This window comes from Stackebrandtia soli (assembly GCF_965137155.1).
GTDB classification, from domain to species: domain Bacteria; phylum Actinomycetota; class Actinomycetes; order Mycobacteriales; family Micromonosporaceae; genus Stackebrandtia; species Stackebrandtia soli.
The window spans coordinates 55761-73790 of sequence record NZ_CBCRZX010000024.1; the positions used below are offsets into that span (position 1 = coordinate 55761).

15 protein-coding genes and 1 tRNA gene are annotated in these 18030 nt (G+C 67.9%); 6 read left to right on the top strand and 10 right to left on the bottom strand.

Annotated features, from left to right (window positions below; all coding sequences use genetic code 11):
• Positions 1-7: 7 nt before the first annotated feature.
• Positions 8-580, bottom strand: a complete 573-nt coding sequence (locus ACM9NP_RS15020; protein ID WP_415647310.1) for a hypothetical protein — start codon at positions 578-580, stop codon at positions 8-10.
• A gap of 112 nt (positions 581-692) precedes the next feature.
• On the opposite strand from ACM9NP_RS15020, the gene ACM9NP_RS15025 reads away from it, so the two are divergent.
• Positions 693-768: transfer RNA gene (locus ACM9NP_RS15025), tRNA-Ala, on the top strand.
• Positions 769-851: 83 nt separating this feature from the next.
• On the opposite strand, the gene ACM9NP_RS15030 is transcribed toward ACM9NP_RS15025, so the two are convergent.
• Both ACM9NP_RS15030 and ACM9NP_RS15035 read right to left on the bottom strand, forming a co-directional pair.
• Entirely contained in the window at positions 852-1136 is a 285-nt protein-coding gene (locus ACM9NP_RS15030) for a dihydrodipicolinate reductase C-terminal domain-containing protein (protein ID WP_415647324.1), read from the bottom strand.
• A complete protein-coding gene (locus tag ACM9NP_RS15035) occupies positions 1034-1663 on the bottom strand; it encodes a hypothetical protein (RefSeq protein ID WP_415647311.1) in 630 nt (209 codons plus the stop codon). The genes ACM9NP_RS15030 and ACM9NP_RS15035 overlap by 103 nt, the downstream gene beginning before the upstream one ends.
• Positions 1664-1900: 237 nt before the next feature.
• Here ACM9NP_RS15035 and ACM9NP_RS15040 point away from each other — a divergent pair, with 237 nt between their 5' ends.
• Positions 1901-2698, top strand: coding sequence for an SDR family NAD(P)-dependent oxidoreductase (locus tag ACM9NP_RS15040; RefSeq protein WP_415647312.1), 798 nt, complete (start codon positions 1901-1903; stop codon positions 2696-2698).
• Between the two features lie 14 nt (positions 2699-2712).
• On the opposite strand, the gene ACM9NP_RS15045 is transcribed toward ACM9NP_RS15040, so the two are convergent.
• The 5 genes from ACM9NP_RS15045 to ACM9NP_RS15065 all read right to left on the bottom strand — a co-directional run bounded on the left by ACM9NP_RS15045 (position 2713) and on the right by ACM9NP_RS15065 (position 7819).
• Positions 2713-3576 carry a carbohydrate ABC transporter permease gene (locus ACM9NP_RS15045; protein ID WP_415647313.1) on the bottom strand — a complete coding sequence of 288 codons (864 nt, stop codon included), beginning with the start codon at positions 3574-3576 and terminating at the stop codon, positions 2713-2715.
• The gene (locus ACM9NP_RS15050) at positions 3573-4463 is read right to left on the bottom strand and encodes a carbohydrate ABC transporter permease (protein WP_415647314.1); all 891 of its coding nucleotides are present in this window, start codon (positions 4461-4463) and stop codon (positions 3573-3575) included. Before ACM9NP_RS15050 ends, ACM9NP_RS15045 begins: the two co-directional genes overlap by 4 nt.
• 174 nt (positions 4464-4637) lie before the next feature.
• Positions 4638-5888, bottom strand: a complete 1251-nt coding sequence (locus tag ACM9NP_RS15055; protein ID WP_415647315.1) for an ABC transporter substrate-binding protein — start codon at positions 5886-5888, stop codon at positions 4638-4640.
• Positions 5889-6128: 240 nt separating this feature from the next.
• The gene (locus ACM9NP_RS15060) at positions 6129-7658 is read right to left on the bottom strand and encodes an N-acetylmuramoyl-L-alanine amidase (protein ID WP_415647316.1); all 1530 of its coding nucleotides are present in this window, start codon (positions 7656-7658) and stop codon (positions 6129-6131) included.
• Positions 7658-7819, bottom strand: coding sequence for a hypothetical protein (locus ACM9NP_RS15065; protein WP_415647317.1), 162 nt, complete (start codon positions 7817-7819; stop codon positions 7658-7660). The genes ACM9NP_RS15060 and ACM9NP_RS15065 overlap by 1 nt, the downstream gene beginning before the upstream one ends.
• A 523-nt stretch (positions 7820-8342) precedes the next feature.
• On the opposite strand from ACM9NP_RS15065, the gene ACM9NP_RS15070 reads away from it, so the two are divergent.
• Positions 8343-9944, top strand: a complete 1602-nt coding sequence (locus ACM9NP_RS15070; RefSeq protein WP_415647318.1) for an alkaline phosphatase D family protein — start codon at positions 8343-8345, stop codon at positions 9942-9944.
• Between the two features lie 45 nt (positions 9945-9989).
• On the opposite strand, the gene ACM9NP_RS15075 is transcribed toward ACM9NP_RS15070, so the two are convergent.
• On the bottom strand, positions 9990-11534 hold the full coding sequence (locus ACM9NP_RS15075; RefSeq protein WP_415647319.1) for a long-chain-fatty-acid--CoA ligase: 1545 nt from the start codon (positions 11532-11534) through the stop codon (positions 9990-9992).
• Positions 11535-12319: 785 nt separating this feature from the next.
• Here ACM9NP_RS15075 and ACM9NP_RS15080 point away from each other — a divergent pair.
• The 3 genes from ACM9NP_RS15080 to ACM9NP_RS15090 all read left to right on the top strand — a co-directional run bounded on the left by ACM9NP_RS15080 (position 12320) and on the right by ACM9NP_RS15090 (position 16437).
• Positions 12320-14761 carry a sensor histidine kinase gene (locus ACM9NP_RS15080; protein WP_415647320.1) on the top strand — a complete coding sequence of 814 codons (2442 nt, stop codon included), beginning with the start codon at positions 12320-12322 and terminating at the stop codon, positions 14759-14761.
• Positions 14755-15153: a roadblock/LC7 domain-containing protein gene (locus ACM9NP_RS15085; RefSeq protein ID WP_415647325.1), complete on the top strand. Its 399-nt coding sequence runs from the start codon at positions 14755-14757 to the stop codon at positions 15151-15153. The genes ACM9NP_RS15080 and ACM9NP_RS15085 overlap by 7 nt, the downstream gene beginning before the upstream one ends.
• A 102-nt stretch (positions 15154-15255) precedes the next feature.
• A complete protein-coding gene (locus ACM9NP_RS15090; RefSeq protein ID WP_415647321.1) occupies positions 15256-16437 on the top strand; it encodes an ABC transporter substrate-binding protein in 1182 nt (393 codons plus the stop codon).
• Positions 16438-16558: 121 nt separating this feature from the next.
• Here the strand turns inward: ACM9NP_RS15090 and ACM9NP_RS15095 are convergent, their stop codons facing one another.
• Positions 16559-17524, bottom strand: coding sequence for a pirin family protein (locus ACM9NP_RS15095; protein WP_415647322.1), 966 nt, complete (start codon positions 17522-17524; stop codon positions 16559-16561).
• Positions 17525-18030 lie beyond the last annotated feature (506 nt).

The following is an 18030-nucleotide window of genomic DNA, read 5'->3' on the forward strand; positions in this document are numbered from 1 at the left end:
TTCGGAGTCAACTGACGCAATCGTGCGCCTCGAAACGGACGCGCGCCTCCTTGATCGACGCCACGAGCTTGACCGGGTCGTCCACATGCGCCGGCAGGTACTCGCGGTACCCGCACGCGCCGCACGTCCGCGCGGCCGGCCCCGAGTCGACGACCTTGTGTTCCGGGTCGCCCGTGATGATCCCGTCCATGCCCGGCGGCGCGAGGAGGGCGAACCGCAGCCCAAGGAGCAGCAGCGCGGTCCCCGCGACGACGCCCACCGCGAGCGCCCACCCCGCGTTCAGGGCCGCGTCGTCGATCCAGGGCAGCGCCGACACGACGCCGACGGCGAGCGTGGCCAGCAACGTGACTCCGATCAACCGTGACCGCCGGCGCATGCCCTGAAGCTCGCCCTGCGACGCGACCGTGATCGCGACGGTCGTCTCGCAGGTCTCGCACCGCACATGGATCGTCGAGGCGGGTGCGCCGCCGAGTGGTCTTCGCAGGCTCAGCGCCTGCCAACTGAACCGCAATTCGCCGGACGAATCCGTGCTCCCGTGGACAAGTCGCCGGGACAATTCGCTGCTGTGGGGTTTCGCCATCGCACCATCGTGCCCGACCTGCTCAACCCTCGCCCGAGTCGATCGCGCCGGGGTCCGGCTGACGAGTGGCGGGCCCGCGTGTGTTACGGTAATCGCCGGTCAGACCAAGCAAGGGGCTGTGGCGCAGTTGGTAGCGCGCCTCGTTCGCAACGAGGAGGCCAGGGGTTCGAATCCCCTCAGCTCCACCAAGATCAGGGCCGGTATCCGAAACGGATACCGGCCCTGATTCGTGCCACGGTCGACTCGGCGGGTCCACCATAGTGGAGGTACGTCAGCGACGAGGCGGGTCGTCGACGTCGAACAGGACCGAGTCCAATCCCCGCCGAAGCCCCACGACGTCGGCGACGCGGCGGATCGCCAGGAGCGTGCCACGAACATAGGGCTCGGGGGACGAGCCGGGATCGTGCCGCATGATCAATCGCTCGCCTTCGCCCGCGAACACGATCTCCGTCGTCACCACATAGCCGGGAAGCCGCACCGAGTGGACCCGTGTCCCGCCCACTTCGGCGCCGCGCGCCTCCTGCGGACCGTACAGATCCTCGACCGGGACGGTGATCCGTGGTCGACGCGTGTCGGCGAGGGTCTCCGCCAGGTCGCCCGCCGTATGCCGCTCGGGACGTCCGGTTTTGTGTCGTCGGCGTAGTCGAGGATCTCCCATCTGTCCACATGCTCCGACGCCAGGACGGCGGCGCGGCGAAGGATCGCCGCCATGATCGAGAAGTTCCCGGCCGCGATGACACCGACACCCCGGGAGCGCGCCCGCTCGTCCAGCTCGGCGTAGTCGGCGTCGGACAGTCCGCTCGATCCGATGACCACGTGGACACCCGCGTCGACGGCGCGGCGGACGTTGTCCTTGACGGCGGTGGCGCTCGTGTAGTCGACGAGACGTCGAAGGAGGCCTGCGCGCCGTCCACACTGTCGTACACGTCGCCGGTCGCGTCGACGCCGGTCGCCGAAGAGGGTGGTGCCCGCCGCACGGCGCGACACCCCGGCCACCAGGTGGAGGTCCGGTGATTCGTGGACGGCGGAGAGGATCGGCGGCGCGGCCCACCCGGTCACACCGGCGAAGCAGATGCTCGTCATGGGTCTCCTTGAGCTCTCACGTGTTCGGACCGTCCGGCGGCTCGGTGTCCTCGATCGGCGCGGTGCCACCGATTCAGCCGCCGGGTCGAGGCTGGGGGTGATTTTCCACGCGGTCGCGGTGGTGGAACGACAGCGACGCACCCCGGTCGGACGGGATCGTCGATCAGACACAAGGGATCGTTACGGGCGCGAGTCGTGTTCGGGGGACGGGCGGGTGCGGCGCCTAAAGTCGACGGCATGACGATGTTGGACTTGACCGGCAGGACCGCGCTCGTGACCGGGTCGACGCGGGGCATCGGTGCCGCGATCGCCCTCGGACTCGCCCGCGCGGGCGCCCGGGTCGCGATCAACGGCCGATCCGATGACACGGTGGCGGCGGCCGTCACGAAGCTGTCCGAGGACCTGTCCACGGACGGTTTCATCGCCGCGCCGGGCGACGTGACGGCGAAGGACGGGACACGCTCCGTCCTGGCCGAAGTCGGTGCCGTGGACGTGCTCGTCAACAATCTGGGGATCTTCGGCGCCCGACCCGCACTAGAGATCGACGACGACGAGTGGCGCCGGTACTTCGAGGTCAACGTGCTCGCGGCCGCCCGGTTGACGCGCGAAGTGCTGCCGGGCATGATCGGGCGCGATTGGGGCCGGGTCCTCAACATCGCCAGCGATTCGGCGCTCGCCATCCCCGCCGAGATGATCCACTATGGCATGTCGAAGACGGCGCTGTTGGCCGTCTCCCGGGGTTTCGCCAAGGAGGCGGCGGGGACCGGCGTCACCGTCAACTCGGTGATCGCCGGGCCGACGCACACGAGCGGCGTCGAGGACTTCGTCTACCAGCTGGTCGACCCGAAGCTGCCGTGGGACGAGGCGCAGCGCGAGTTCATGCGGACGCATCGACCGTTGTCCCTCCTCCAGCGGTTCATAGAGCCGGAGGAGATCGCGAACATGGTCGTCTACCTGAGTTCGCCCTTGGCATCGGCGACGACGGGCGCAGCCGTCCGAGTGGACGGCGGCTACGTCGATTCCATCGTCCCGTGATCGCTCCTCTCCCGTCAGCCCTTGAGGGCGCCCGCCATCAGACCCTTCATGAAGAATCGTCCCAATAGGATGTAGACGAGGAGGGTGGGCAGGCTCGCGATCAGGGAGGACGCCATGACCTGCTCGAACGGGATCGTCTGGACGGCCGCGATGTTGTTCAGACCGATCGTGACGGGCCAGCCGAGCGTCGACGTCATCACCGCCCCGAACAGGAAGTCGTTCCAGACCGACGTGAACTGCCAGATGATCGCGACCGCGAACGCCGGTGGCGCCAACGGAAGCGCGATGTGTCGGAACGTCCGCAGCAGTTCGGCCCCATCGACCCGCGCGGAGTCGAAGACCTCGTCGGGGATGCCCGCGAAGTACGCGCGGAAGATCAACGTCGTGATCGGGATGCCGTAGACGACGTGCACGAGGATCAGGCCGAACAGCCCACCGGACGGATCGAGACCGCCGCGCAGTCCGATCTGAGTCATGAACTGGGTCAACGGGATGAGGACGGCCTGGTACGGGATGAACATGCCGAACAGCAGGAGCGCGAACACCGCGTCGGCGCCCCGGAATCGCCACTTCGACAGGACGAAGCCGTTGGCCGCTCCGAGGAACGCCGAGATCGTCGCGGCGGGGACCGCCAGCAGGAGGCTGTTGAGGAGGCCGCGTTGGATCTCCGGTTTCGCCAACACGGCCGCGAACGCGTCGAAGGACACCGCCGACGGCAGTTCCCACATGCCGGGGACGCTCACCTCGCCCGGTGGTTTCAGCGCCGTCACCACGACGACGTACACCGGCATGAGGAACACGACGACGAAGGCGAACAGTACGAGGTACTTCGCGACGCGAACGTATGGCGCCCAAGGCGATTGGATGGTCGATGTCATCGGCGGCGCTCCGCTCGCATCGTGTACCAGATGTACGGGATGATGATCAGCGCGATTCCGGCGACGAGCACGGTCGCGATCGTCGCGCCCCTGGCGTAGAAACCGCCGGGGAAGACACTGGTGAACATGTACAGCGCCGGGGTTTCGATGCGGGGGCTTCGCTGGTCGATCGCGTACATCAGGTCGAAGGTCTTCAGGCAGATGTGGGCGAGGATCACGATCGAGCTCATGACGACCGGCCACAGCATCGGTCGGACGACGTGCCAGAAGACGCGGAACTCCCCCGCGCCGTCGACGCGCGCCGCCTCGCGCAGTTCTTCGGGGACGCCGCGCATTCCGGCGAGGAACAGGGCCATGATGTACCCCGACAACGCCCAGCCCGCGGGCAACGCGATCGACGCGATGGCGAAGTCCGAATCGGACTTGTGCCAGTCGCTCTGGAGCGCGCCGAGTCCGATCGCGGAGAAGACCTTGTTCAGACCGGAGGTGTTCTCGCCGACGCCGTTGTCGAGCAGGCCGCGCCAGATGATCGCGGTCGCGATGAACGAGATCGCCATGGGGAACAGGTAGACGCCCCGGAACAGTCCTTCGGCGACGACGCCGCGTTCGAGCAGGAGCGCCAGTGTGAATCCGACGAGCATCGCGCCGAGGATGAAAACGACGGTGAACACGGCCAGGTGTCGGACGTCCCGCCACCAGATCGGGTCCGACCACAGTGTCGTGAAGTTGTCGAGTCCGACGAAGTCGTAGACGGGCGCGAAGCCCCGCCAACTCGTCGTCGAGACTCGCACGTTCCAGCCGAGGAATCCGTACACGAAGATCCCGACCAGCACGAGCGACGGCGAGACGAGGAGGAACCCCGGCAGCCATCGGCGGATTCGGCGCACGTTTGCCTCCTCGGTTCAGCGACGCGGGCCGTGCGGCGTCCCGCGGCGTCGTGGGCTCGTCCCGTCACCTCGGACGCGCCGGGCGTGGGCGAGCCGCGCCGACGCGACCGGACCGCGAACGGTCCGGTCACGTCGATGGGTGCGCTGCTGGACAACGGAATCGCCGGTTCGACGTCAGCCGCTGGTCGCCTTGTACGCGGCGGTCACGGCTTCGGCGAAGGTCGTCGCGTTGCCGTCGGTGACGAACACGCCGAGCGCCGTCTCGATCTCGGTCTTCCAGCCGGGGCGGGCGACGGCCCCGTGGGCGAGCGACCCGACGATGACGGTCGCGGGGTCGAGCCACTGGCTCATGTTCCATCCCAGGTAGTCCGTGTAGAGGGATTGGTCGGCGTCGATGCGCGCGGGGAGGGAGCCCTTCTTGGTGTTGAAGGCGTCCTGCCCTTCGACGGAGGCGCACACGCGCAGCCAGGCGCGGGCGCTGTCGGCGTTCTTCGCTCCGGCGGGGAGGGTGAACGCGTCGGAGAGGTAGTCGAAGACGCCTGCCGAGCCGGGGGTCTCGACCACTCCGTAGTCGCTCTCGTAGGCGAGTTTCTTGTTGGTGGCGAGGTAGGAGTACGCCCAGTCGCCCATGACGGAGTAGGCGGCGGTTCCGTCGATGAGCTTGTCGAGTTGTGGCTGCCAGTCGGCGGCGGCCTGGGCGACGTCGGAGACGCCGAGGACGGCGGTGAACGTGTCGAGCGCGTCGATGGTGGCGGAGTCGGTCCAGGAGGTCTCCCCCGTCCACAGTCCGGCGTAGGCGTCGGCTCCGAGCTCACCGAGCAGGACGGTCTCCAACAGGTGCAGCTGTGTCCAGAGCGGACCGATGGAGAGCGCGATCTTGCCGTCTCCCAGTTTCTCGGCCTGCTCGACGAGTTCGGACCAGGACGTCGCGGGTTCGAGGCCCGCGTCGGCGAGGACCGTCGGGTTCGTCCACAGAAGATTCGCTCGGTGGATGTTGACGGGGACCGCGTAGATCTTGCCGCCCTGGGTGAGGTTCTCCATGAGACCGGGATGCAGGACGTCGCCCCAGCCCTCGGCGTCGAACAGTTCGCTCAGGTCCTCGATGACGCCGCTGTCGATGTAGTCGGCGAGTTCGGCTCCGGCGTGGCCCTGGAAGGAGTCGGGCGGGTCGCTCGCCTGGAGTCGGGACGCGAGGACGGCCCGCGCCTGGTCACCGCCACCGCCGGCGATGGCGGCGTTGACGAACTCGATGTCGGGGTTGGCCTTGGCGAACAGTTTTATCAGTTCGTCGAGACCCTCGCCCTCGCCGGGACCGGTCCACCAGGTGAAGACCTCGACCCGGGCGGCGGACTCGCCTCCGCAGGCGATCAGGAATGGGGCCAGAGCCGGGGTGGCCGCGAGGGCCAGGAGGCTGCGTCGTCTCATGTCGCTCTCCGCTGTGGTGCCGTGATGGAAACTGGCCCCGAGATTCCTCCGTTGTCCACAGAATGTCAACCCCCATAGGAGTGTTAGATATGGAAATTGTTGGATTTCTTTGACATTCGACCGGACGGGGCCGCAAGCACCGTTGTCCGTGCGCTCCAGTCCTTCCGTCAGACCGATCCACATCGTCGACAAAGGTGTGTCGTGACGGATTTCCGCCACGACACAGCCTGTCCTCAATGGTTATTCGGCGAGGTTTCCGCCCCAGTTGTCGCTGACGACGCCACCACCGGAGTCAGCAACGAAACGATGCGCGAGCGTTCCATCGGTCGTCCGATAGAACACGTGATGCTGGCTCGCGGTCGACAGTCCGGCCGGATCACCGGCGACGACACCGAGCGCGCCCCAGTCGTCCAGGCCGGGATCGATGCCGGGCCACCAGTACCAGTGCGCGAGGTCGCCGTTGGGCCGACGACCGAAGATGTGCTGCTGATCCCGGTGCACGAACGCGTGGGGGTTGCCGGCGAACGCGCCGCCGGCCCACACGCCGCCGTTGACCGTGCCGGAGCCGTCGTCGAAGAACCGGTGCTCCAGCTCGTTCGACGTGTTGCGGAAGAAGACGTGATGCTGGTTGCCCTGGTACGAGAAGCCGGTCGGGTCGGAGGCCACACCGGACCCGACGCCCCAGTCGTCGTAGTCGGGATCGATGCCGGGCCACCAGTACCAGTGGATCAGGCCGCCCGAGGCGGTGCGGCCGAAGATGTGCTGCTGGTCCCGGTGCACGAAGGCGAACGGGTTGCCGACGAACGCGCCGCCCGGCCAGACTCCCCCGTTGACCGTGCCCGACGGGTTGTCGAAGAACCGGTGCTCCAGCTCGCCTGACGTGTTGCGGAAGAACACGTGATGCTGTCTGCCGTAGGCGAACCCGGTCGGGTCGGAGGCCATCCGGCCGACGACGCCCCAGTCGTCCATTCCGGGCGGGTTGCCGCCGGTCTGGAACCAGTGCCGCAGGGTTCCGTCCGTACCGCGGGCGAACACGTGCTGCATTCCCTCGTGGACATATCCGACGGCCTTGCCCGCGATCGCCGCGCCACCCCAGTCGGGGGCCGTGACACCGGAACCCGGCGACCAGGACAGGTTGGTGAGCGAGCCACCGGTGTTGACTCCGGCGAAGTGCTGTTGGTCGCCGACGACGAACGCCTGTCCCGCCGGTCCGCCGCGACCGCCGCTCAGTTGCGCCGCGACGTCCGCGCGCATCGAGTCGAGGTTGACGAACGCCGGGTCGATCTTCCCGCTCGTGCTGGTCTCACGGTGTCCGCGCGCGAAGCTCGCGTCTCGCCCGAGCTGACGCAGGACGGCGGCGGTGGCCCGGACCGAGGCGTCGTACTGGGCGGGCGACATCTCCTGGCTCACACCGTTGTAGTCGATCTCCCAACCGACGAGCATCGTGTTGCCGTCGCCGGACGGGATGGGGCCGCTGCCGCCGCTGGCTCCGGCGTGATTGCAGCGCCCGGCCGAGATCACGTGGAACACGCCGTTGTAGTCCACAAGGGCTTGAGCGAGAGGGCCCTGAAGGTCGGGACGTCCGTTGATGACGACGTTGAGGCCGGGATGCGGATTACTGGGGCTCGACGTCGACGCGGCGGTGTGGTGCCACAGCACGCCGATCGGGTTGAACGAGCCGGGCACCATGCGGTTGTGCCAGTCACCGTGCTCGACGACTTGGACGCCCTCGGCACGGAGCACGTCGGCGAGCCAGGGAATCGTCGCCATCACTTGCCCCCGATGAGATCGGCGGCACATTCGATGATCCGCTCTTCGGCGGCGGGCTGGGCTTCCTTGGCCGAGGCCGTGCCGGGGGCGACGGCGACGGCCGTCGCCACGACGACCGGTGCGGCGAGAACCGCGCGACGGGACAGCGATCGGGAAGACATCTCTCCTCCTGGAGGATCGGCGTTGCGCAACGCCGAGGTCGCGCTCCTCGCGATCTGAGTTGCGAGGCGACCCCTTGTGAGCGCTGCGAGCGGGCGCGATCACCATATCGACAATTCTCGATTGAATGCCGGGGTCGGACGCCGATTATGGCCACGACATGGACACCCGCCTGTTCGCGACGATCCGGCGCGCCGGATCGTCGGACCTCGAAGTCCACTGTGCCCAACACGGTTCGAGTGCGACGTCGGAGGTCGTCACGGTGCCCGGCGGTTCGGCTCCGACGGCCTCGCGGTGTTCATGGTCGAACCGCTGAGCGGTTCGACGGCCATCGGCCGCGTTGTCAAAGCTCCCCACCATGCTCCAGCACGCCAGAAGACTTGGCCGGCACCGGTACGCGAGCGATCCTCCGCCTCCCCGAGTGACGCCCCGCCACCCGCCTCGCACGACCTGAGACAACGAGCCAACCTCTAGGCTGTTTGGATTCATCCGGGTCGATCCCGCGATGGTCCGAACGGGAGTGTGATGGCGAAACTGCTGCTGGGTCCGGTGCTGCGACACGTCGGTCGAGAGACGGCCACGGTGTGGGTCGAGACCGATCGCCCATGCGAAGTGAAGGTGCTGGACTCCCGCGCGTCGACGTTCACCGTGCACGGCCACCACTACGCGCTCGTCGACGTGACCGGGCTGAGCCCCGGCGCGACGATCCCGTACGACGTCCGGCTCGACGAGGCGCGCGTCTGGCCCGCCGAGTCCAGCGCGTTTCCGCCGCCCGTGATTCGCACCCAGCGCGCGGATCGGACCGCCTCGCTGCTGTTCGGGTCGTGTCGGGTCACCGCGCCCGACGACGACGCCACCGTCGCCCAGCTCGGTGTCGACATGCTCCGACGGACGGCGGACGCCGTCGCGTCGGGAACGATGGACACCCCCGACGCGCTGCTCATGATCGGCGATCAGGTGTACGCCGACCGCCCGCCCGAGGACGTCCGCGCGTTCATCCGCGAACGCCGCGACACGACGGTGGAGCCGGGCGAGGAGGCGAACGACTTCGAGGAGTACGCCCGCCTGTATCGCGCCGCGTGGGGCGACGAGCGCGTCGCCTGGCTCCTGTCGACCGTGCCGGTCTACACGATGTTCGACGACCACGACCTGCGCGACGACTGGAACACCTCGGCCGCGTGGCGCGAGGCGATCCGGGAACGCCCGTGGTGGCCGGGGCGGGTCCGGGCGGGTCTCGGTTCGTACTGGGTGTACCAGCACGCGGGGAATCTGTCGCCGGAGGCGCGGGTCGCCGACCCCGTTCATCGCGCTGTGACGGCGACGCACGGCGACGCGGGGGCCGTGCTCGACGAGTGGGCGTGGCGCGCCGACGACGACCCCGACGGCTACCGCTGGAGCTACACCCTCGACATTGGACGAAGCCGCGTCATCATGCTGGACACCAGATGTGGCCGGGTGCTGACGCCGGGCGCGCGTCGGATGATCTCCAAGCAGGAGGCGGACTGGCTCGCCGAGCGGACCGTCGACGAGCTGGACCACCTGTTGATCGCGAGTTCCCTGCCGGTGCTGTTGCCGCCGGTGCTGCACTACGCGGAGGGCTGGAGCGAGTCCGTCGCGGACGGGGCGTGGGGGCGGTACGCCGCGCGCTTCGTGGAACGACTGCGGCAGCTCATCGATCTGGAGCACTGGCCGGCGTTCGGCACGAGCTTCGCGGAGCTGGCGCGACTCGTCACCACGGTGAGTCGACGTGAGAACGGCCCGGCGTCGGTGCTGTTCCTCTCGGGCGACATCCACTACTCGTATCTCGCGACGGTGCGGACGCCGCCGGGCGCGGGCCGCGTTCATCAGCTGGTGTCATCGCCGTTCCGCAACCCGTTGAGCGGGCATATCAAGTGGGCCAACACCTTCGCGGCCGTCCGTGGCCTCGGCGCGATCGGTCGGCTGGTCGCCGCGCTGGCGAAGGTCCCACCTCGACCGTTGCGGTGGCGGCTGCGCCGGGGCCCGTGGTTCGACAACGCGATCGGCCGGATCGACCTGGACGCCCGCGCCGCGCGAGCCCGGTGGTACCGCGCCGACCCGGCGGGCGGCGTGGCCGTCATCGCGCACAGTCGACTCACCGAGGAGTGACGGACGGGGGTGGGACCGGCCGTGGCGCGGTCTCACCCCCGCGGTTCAGAGTTGGCGTTTGAGGATCTTTCCACTGGCCGTCATGGGGAAGCTGTCGCGGAACTCGACCAGTCGCGGGTACTTGAAGGTGGCGAGCTGCTCGCGCGCCCAGTCGATGAGTTCCTCGGTGGACAGCTCGGCACCCGCGGCGCGGATGATGTACGCCTTGACCTCTTCGCCCTGACTCTCGTGCGGGACGCCGACGACCGCGGCGAGGCTGACGGCCGGGTGCGTCATCAGCACCTCCTCGACCTCACGCGGATACACGTTCAATCCGTTACGGATGATCATGTCCTTGATGCGGTCCACGATGTACAGATAGCCGTCGGAGTCGCGACGGGCGACGTCCCCGGTCCGGAACCAGCCGTCGGAGTCGAGCACCTCCGCGGTGTCGTCGGGACGGCCGAGGTAGCCCTTCATGATGTGGTGTCCGCGCAGCCAGATCTCGCCGGGCTCGTCGACGTCGGCCTCGGTGCCGTCCTCCCGCATGACCTTCGCCTGCGTGCCCCACACCGGGAACCCGATGGAACCGACTCTTCGCGGCCGGTCGGTGCGGCTGAACGTCGCGACCGGGCTCGACTCGGAGAGGCCGTAGCCCTCCAGAATCGGTACGCCGAAACGCTTCTCGAAGCCGTCGATGACCTCGGCTGGCAGCGGGGAACCCCCGCACACCGCCAGGCGCAGGCGTTCCGCGATCGCGGCGAGGTCGTAGGACGCGGCATCGGGGTGGTTCAACAGTGCCCAGTACATGGTCGGGACACCGGCGAACATCGTCACCCGCTCCCGCTCCATCGAGGCAAGGGCGGCGTCCGGAGCGAAACGGGGCATGAGGACCAGAGTGGACTCGGAACCGAAACCGGCGTTCATCTGAACGGTCTGCGCGAAGGAGTGGAACAACGGCAACGCCACGAGGTAGGTGTCGCCCGTTCCCAGCCCGAACAGGCGATGACAGACCTGAACGTTCTGGATCATGTTGCTGTGCGTCAGCTCGGCGCCCTTGGGGCTGCCGGTCGTGCCGCTCGTGTACAGGATGACGGCCGTGTCGGTCTCGCTCGTCGGAACCGACGGAACGGAGGGAAGGCGGCCGGCCGTGAACTCGCTCAAGGTCTGGGAACCCTCGAACGGCGACGGCGCGCCCGGGTCGATCGTCAACGTCACGAAGGTGCGGCACTCGTCGACCTCGGAGAACGCGGCGTACCCGGCCTTCGCCATCGGCAAATCCGGGGTGCCCTCGAAGCAGAGGTACGCCACCGACTCCGAATCCCGCAGGTAGTAAGCGATCTCGCGCGCCGAGGAAAGGACGTTCAGAGGAACGACGATCGCCCCGAGTTTGAGAATTCCGTAGTAGACGATCGGGAAGTGCGGCGTGTTGGGACACGTCAACGCGACTCGGTCACCGGGGCCGACCCCGGCCGCGCGCAACGCGTCGGCGACCTGACTCGCCGCGGCCTCGACCTGCGCGTATGTCAGCCGAGTGTCCCCTGCGACGACGGCGACACGGTCGGGTACCGACCGGGTGGAGTCCTCCAACAAGACGGCGAGATTCAACATCGGCGAACGATTCCTTTCGTACATGTGGACACCGAACAATGTAGACGACTGCCGGGCCGCCCCTGCCCATTCGACCCATTCGCCCAGTCGCGACCGGATCACCGACCGCGTCCGCCGCCCGACACCCTGGAGCGGAGCATAGCGTGGCACCTGTCACAGTCCGCTCGGGTTTTCGGGTGATGTCCGCGCACCGATTCGACACCTTCACCAACGGCCGGTCGCTTTTCGTGCCGGTCACCGGTCGCGGCGTCGATTCGCTCGCCGCCCGTCGCCCACACCACACTGGACGTATTCATAAAACTCGAATTCCCTTCACGGGACCATCCAACTGGCTTGCCGAATGGGGCCACTCGGTGCTGGCATCCATTGCGCGCGAATGGCACCATGTCGTAGTGGCAGGTATAGAAATACGTACGTTCGTGATGGTGGGTCACGTACGGACAAGGAAAGCGTTAGCCGGTGTCGCCAGCGCTTCACCCCCGGACGAACGTGTCCGGAGAATCATCACGCCCACCCTGGAGGTGGGTTCATCACGTCGTAATCGACGGCCACGACGAAGCGTCGCCTGGCCGCGCCGACCGGGCGATTCCCGAAGCCGAGCCGGATGGGGCGCCGCCTCGTGACATCCACGTATCGGCTAGGTTCGATCACCGGCGGGTACCTCCCTGGAACCTAGTAGCAGCACATACATACATGCGAGAAACCCTCAAAGTGGCGATTCGGTGTAATTCCACAACAGACCATGCGGGAGAGCCGATGATCAGCCGACAACGGCGGTGGCCGGCGTGAGAATCACCAGGAAACTCGGAATCCTCGTCGCGTTCCCATTGATTGCCGCGATCGCGTTCGCCGCGCTCGCCGTCACCATCACCGCCAGCAACGCCCTCAGTGCCGAACGTGTCCGCGGGCTCGTCGTCGTCAGCGCCGAAGCGGGCAAGCTCGCCCAGAAGCTTCGCTCCGAACGCGCCGCCGCCGTGTCCGCCCTCATCGACGACACGACCACGGCGGTCGACGAATACCAGGCGAAGATCGACGACACGAATCGCTCGATCGAGGCCTACCAAGCCGCGCGCGCCACCCTGATCCAGGTACCGGACGTGACGGCGGAACTGCTCGACCAGGTCGACGACCACCTCGAACAACTCGACACGCGACGCACCGAGGTGAACGAACGCGAGATCGCGACGTCGACCGCGGCCTTCGCGTACCGCATCGTCATCGCCGATCTCCTCAACTACCGCGACTCCATCGCCGAAGCGGGCGGAGCGACGACCGAACTCGCCACCGACCTGCGCAGTGCCGCCGCGCTCTCCCAGGCGGCCGAATACATTGGGCTGCAACACGTCCACGTGCTGCGCGCACTCGACCACGGCACCCTCACCGCGACGGCCAAACAGGACATCCTGTTGGCCCGCGTCGGCTACGAGGAAGCCCGGATGTCGTTCTCCGGCCTCGCCACCGACGAATGGCGAGACCTGCTCGACGACTCCCAGGACGGTTCCGCCGTCGCCGGGGCGCAGCGCATGGAGGACGCCGTCGCGCGCACCGATGTCGGCGAGAGCATCGACGTCGACCACAAGGCCTGGAACATCGCCATGGACGGCAAGGGCGCCCGGCTCGTCAACGTCCAAACGCACATCGACGAGCAGCTCGTCGCCAACGTGACGCAGCTGCGCGACGGCCAGCGCGACGCCGCGCTCCTCGAGATCGGCGCCGTCGTCGCCGTGGCCGCCATCGCGATCACGCTCGCCGTGTCGCTGGGACGCCCCGTCGTCCGCGGTCTCCGCCGACTCCGCGACGCCGCCCGGCATGTCGCCGCGGACGAACTGCCCCAGGCGGTCGCGCGCCTCGACGACCACGAGGTCCTCGGCGAACTCACGCCCGAGGAGTTCGCGTCGTCGATGACGCCCCCCGTCGACATCACCGGCCGCGACGAACTCGCCGAAGTGGGTAAGGCCTTCAACGAGGTCCACCACGAGGCGATCCGTGTCGCCGCCCAGCAGGCGTTGCTCCGCGTCCACATCGCTTCGATCTTCGTCAGCCTCGCCCGCCGCGGCCACGCCCTGTCGGGCCGACTGACGGAGGCGCTCGACGAGGCGGAACGCGCGGAGCTCGACCCCGAGCGTCTCGATCGACTGTTCCGACTCGACCACCTCGTGACCCTGCTCAGTCGCTCCAACGACTCGCTGCTCGTCCTCGGTGGCACGTCGCCCGCGAAGGTGCGGACGAGCCACGAACCACTCGCGGACGTCCTCACCGCCGCGCAGGGCCAGATCGAGCAGTACACGCGCGTCCAGGTCGGATCCTGCGACATCCCGCTCGCGGTCGTGTCGACGTCCGTCGACGACGTGGTGAAGCTGCTCGCCGAACTACTCGACAACGCCGCGCAGTACTCAAGGGACGAAGTCAGCCTCGAAGCGAGGCAGAGCAAGGATTCCGTCACGATCACCATTCGGGACGCGGGCATCGGCATCGAACCCGGTGTGCTCGACTCGATCAACCGGCGACTCGCGACGGTCTCCCCGCTCGACCTGGAGGCGGTCCGCTCGATGGGGCTGACCGTGGTCGGGCACATCGCGCACCGACTCGGTGTCCATGTCGAGCTGCGCGGCGCGCATCCGCACGGAACCATCGCCGAGGTCGTTCTGCCGATGTCGATAATGTCGTCGGATCTTCCGGACAAGGACACCACGGCGAAACGCCCGACGTTGAAGGCTCCACTGTTCACGTCGGTGGCGCCCCCCGTCATCACCCCGCCGAAGCTGCGCCCGGCTCCAGCCACCCGCGGAGTCGGCCTCGTCGACACGCTGACCAACATTCCCGTCGTCAACTTCGACTGGCGCAGTACCGAGGCGCCCTCGACGACCGTGGAAGTATCGGCGGAACCGGCCGAGACACCTCCCAGTACCGACAGGCAGGAGAACCCTGTGACACTGCCGCAGCGCGAACCCGCGCAAACTGAACAACCCGAACAACCCGAACAACTTGAACAAACCGAGCAACCCGAGCCCGCCGACGAACCCGACGTCGGAGATGACGGGCTTCCCAGGCGAGTTCCCTTGGCGAACCTGGAACCGGGCCACCTCGACGCACCGAACCCGCAACCGCAACGCGAGTACCGCGACCCGTCCGCCGTCGGGGCCACCTACGCCGCGTACGCGCGTGGGCTCGCATCCAAACGAAGTTCCACATTGTTCACAACCGAAGGATCGAGAACCGAATCGTGACCGGCCTTGACTTGGACTTTCTGCTCAACGACTTCGTCGCCCGCGTCCCGCATGTCACGCATGTCATCGCGGTCGCCGCGGACGGCCTGCTCGTCGCGCGCAACGACGCGTTGCCCGCTGACGACGCCGACCGGCTCGCGGCCATAGCCTCCGGCCTCGTGAGCCTCCTGGGCGGTGCCGCCCGGTCGCTTCAGGCCGACCCGGTGATCTCCAACCTCACGGAGATGGCCGGCGGATACATGTTCTCGATGGCGGTGTCGTCGGGGGCGAGTCTGCTGGCCCTCGCCGCGCACGAGTGCGACATCGGCCAGGTGGGCCACCAGCTCGCCGAGCTCATCAACAAGGTGGGCCCGGCCTTGACCCCGCAGGCGCGGGCCTCCCGCACCGTCTGATCGACGGCGGGGCGTCAACCCCCGCCGATCCATTACGGACGGTACGTCCCGCCGCGCACCCGGGTGCGCGGCGTTTCGTCACCGAATCACCGAAAGAAGCCGATGCGTACCTTTTCCGTGCGAGCCGTCGCGGCCACCGCCAGTGCCGCCATCGCGTTGACGTTGACCGCGTGCACCGGGGCCGACACCCCGTCCGAGATCCACGACACCGTGCGCATCGGCTGGCAATTGCCCATGTCCGGGCCCTTGGAATCGGTCGGCGCGGACATGCGTGAGGCCTTCACGCTGTACCTGAAGGAACACAATGGACAACTTGGCAACCGCACGGTCGAACTGACCGTCACCGACGAGGGAACGAGCGGGAAGAAGGCCAAGGAGTCGATCGCGCGGCTCATCGACAAGGACGTCGTGGCCGTCGCCGGTGTCGTCAGCGCCGCCGCGTTCGACACGGTCGCCCCGGCGCTTCAAGAGGTCGGGCTCCCGCTCATCGGCACGGGCGAGCGTCCGCACGTCGGGCCCGGGGTTCCCACCGGGTTGTGGCAGGTCAGTTGGGGTTCCGACGAACCCGGTCGCGCCATCGCGCCGTACCTCGCCTCGGAGACCGGCGGTTCGACGTTCGTCATCGCCTCGAACGACCTGTCCGGGAAGGCCCAGGCCGACAGTTTCCTCACCGAGTTCGCGGAAGCGGACGGCTCCCTCGCCAACTCGAGCGGCGACGCCGCGTACGTCGGCTCGAACGATCTCGGCCAGCAGCTCGCCAACGCGGCGGCCAGCGGCGCGAGCGCCGTCTACGCCGCGTTCTCGGCGGAACGGGCCGTCGACTTCGTGGCGCAGTACATGCAGTCACCGGCCGCCGACATCCCCCTGTACGGAGGGTTCCTCACGGAGGAGCCGCTACTCGACGAACAGGGGACCAAGGCGCGCGGCCTGTTCAGCGTGTCCAACTATTACTCCACGATCGACAATGAAGCGAATCGGGACTTCGTGGCGGCGTGGGCACGGCACTATCGTGGCCAACCGAACGCGTACGCGCTGGCGGCGTGGGACGCGACGCTCGTCCTCGACCGCGCGATCGCGCAGATCCCGCTCGACGTCGAGGTGACGCCGGAGCTTCTCAACGACGCGATCTCACGGGTCGGCGAGGTCGACAGTCCTCGCGGGCCGTGGCGCTTCTCGGAGACGTCGCACTCCCCCGTCCAGCGCTGGTACCTGCGCCAGGTCACCAAGGACGGGCCCGCTCTCGTCAACACGGTGATCGCGGACCTCGCGACGCTCGGCGGTTAGGTCCCCAAAGGCGAGGCGGCGTCTCACTCCGTCGGCGCGGTGACGCACCGCGGGTGCGTGGCGGTTCGCGGCGGTCGGGATGCGTCGAAGACCATCGGAGTCTCGCTCCATCGGCGCGGTACTAGCGTTCGCGGCCACGGGCTTTGAGCGGAAGGTCCGGGACCGGGGGCGCGTCGAGGCGGTCGCCTTCGTAGTCGACCGTCCCGAACCTGTCGCCCGTCATCCATTCATCGCGGTATCGGCGGACGTCGTCGCCGCTGCGTCCGATGAAGTTCCACCACATGACGATCTTCTCGTCGAACGGCTCGCCGCCGAGGAGCAGCAGTTCCGTGTCGCCGTCGGTCGCTTCGAGCGGGAGTTCCGTTCGGCCGCAACCGAGGTACAGCAGGTCACCCGGGTCGAGCCGGACGCCGTCGACGCTCGTTCCCCCGCTCAGCGCGACCGCGGCGTACTCGAAGTCCCGTTCCAACGGGAGCGCGGCGACCGCGCCGCCGTCGAGGTCGAGCTGCGCGCCGACGATCGGCGTGTAGGTCGTGCCCCGAGACTGAGCACCGTCGATCGAACCGAGGATGACGGAACCGCGCAGGCCGGTGGCGGTGACGGTCGGGAGCTCCCCGTGGAACTCCCATGTGGGGGCGGTGTCGCGGTGATCCTGAGGCAGAGCGACCCACAGTTGCGCCCCGTGCAACAGGTCGGGATGCGGCGCCGGCGACTGTTCGGCGTGCGAGATGCCGTGACCGGAGGTCATCAGCCCGAGTTGGCCGGGGCGCAGGACCTGGCGGCTGCCCAGGCTGTCGCGGTGCAGGATCTCGCCCTGACGCAGCCAACTGACCGTCTGAAGACCGGTGTGGGGATGCGGCGGCACCTGCATGCCCGGCTCGTTGACGATCTCGTCGGGACCATAGTGGTCGATGAAGCACCACGCGCCGACCATGCGGCGCCCGAGTGTCGGCAGCAGCCGCCGCACCTTGGTGCTCTCGCCGAGCATCACCTCGCGACCGCGAATCACGTCGCGCACGGGTTCGGCGTCGATGTCACCACGTCCACCGCAGTCACGCAACGGCGGCGTCAAGTCGAGATTGCTCATTCCCACACGGTAGCCCCGGCTCCCACCGGCACGGCACCTCGCGCGCCGATTCCCCCACCGGCGGCGCTCCTCCCTTCCCTTTCGGTTCCCCTCCTCCCCCCTTCGCAGGAGAAGCGGCCCGCGCGTCTCACAGATTCCGCTTGGTTGGGCAAATGTCGGAAACAGGCGTGATTTCGCAATTTGCCCAACCAAGCGGAACTTTTGCCCAACCAAGCGGAGTCTTCCGCGGGGGAGGGGTGAGGACCGCCGCGGCTTCTCGCGTGGTGGACGGACGTCGTCGCACGTCGTCGGGCCCCGCGCCGGTTTGACGAAAAGCGCCACGCCTAGCAGGCCGCCGCGGTTAACGTCCTATGTATTCGCGAACCGGGGGGACGCATATGGACACTTATCTTGCTCAAGGCCTGAAGATCGACTGGTCCATGATGCATTAAAACCGCACAACTAGAATGGGAACATGCAGCGTCGCTCCCGCCTCCCCGCCAACCACATCCCCCAGGCCGCGATCC

Excerpts from the sequence above, each read along its gene's own strand:
- ACM9NP_RS15075 (WP_415647319.1), bottom strand. The coding sequence starts at position 11,534 with ATGTTGAATCTCGCCGTCTTGTTGGAGGACTCCACCCGGTCGGTACCC.
- ACM9NP_RS15065 (WP_415647317.1), bottom strand. The coding sequence starts at position 7,819 with ATGTCTTCCCGATCGCTGTCCCGTCGCGCGGTTCTCGCCGCACCGGTC.
- ACM9NP_RS15045 (WP_415647313.1), bottom strand. The coding sequence starts at position 3,576 with ATGACATCGACCATCCAATCGCCTTGGGCGCCATACGTTCGCGTCGCG.
- ACM9NP_RS15060 (WP_415647316.1), bottom strand. The coding sequence starts at position 7,658 with ATGGCGACGATTCCCTGGCTCGCCGACGTGCTCCGTGCCGAGGGCGTC.
- ACM9NP_RS15035 (WP_415647311.1), bottom strand. The coding sequence starts at position 1,663 with ATGACGAGCATCTGCTTCGCCGGTGTGACCGGGTGGGCCGCGCCGCCG.
- ACM9NP_RS15095 (WP_415647322.1), bottom strand. The coding sequence starts at position 17,524 with ATGAGCAATCTCGACTTGACGCCGCCGTTGCGTGACTGCGGTGGACGT.
- ACM9NP_RS15070 (WP_415647318.1), top strand. The coding sequence starts at position 8,343 with ATGGCGAAACTGCTGCTGGGTCCGGTGCTGCGACACGTCGGTCGAGAG.
- ACM9NP_RS15055 (WP_415647315.1), bottom strand. The coding sequence starts at position 5,888 with ATGAGACGACGCAGCCTCCTGGCCCTCGCGGCCACCCCGGCTCTGGCC.
- ACM9NP_RS15020 (WP_415647310.1), bottom strand. The coding sequence starts at position 580 with ATGGCGAAACCCCACAGCAGCGAATTGTCCCGGCGACTTGTCCACGGG.
- ACM9NP_RS15090 (WP_415647321.1), top strand. The coding sequence starts at position 15,256 with ATGCGTACCTTTTCCGTGCGAGCCGTCGCGGCCACCGCCAGTGCCGCC.
- ACM9NP_RS15040 (WP_415647312.1), top strand. The coding sequence starts at position 1,901 with ATGACGATGTTGGACTTGACCGGCAGGACCGCGCTCGTGACCGGGTCG.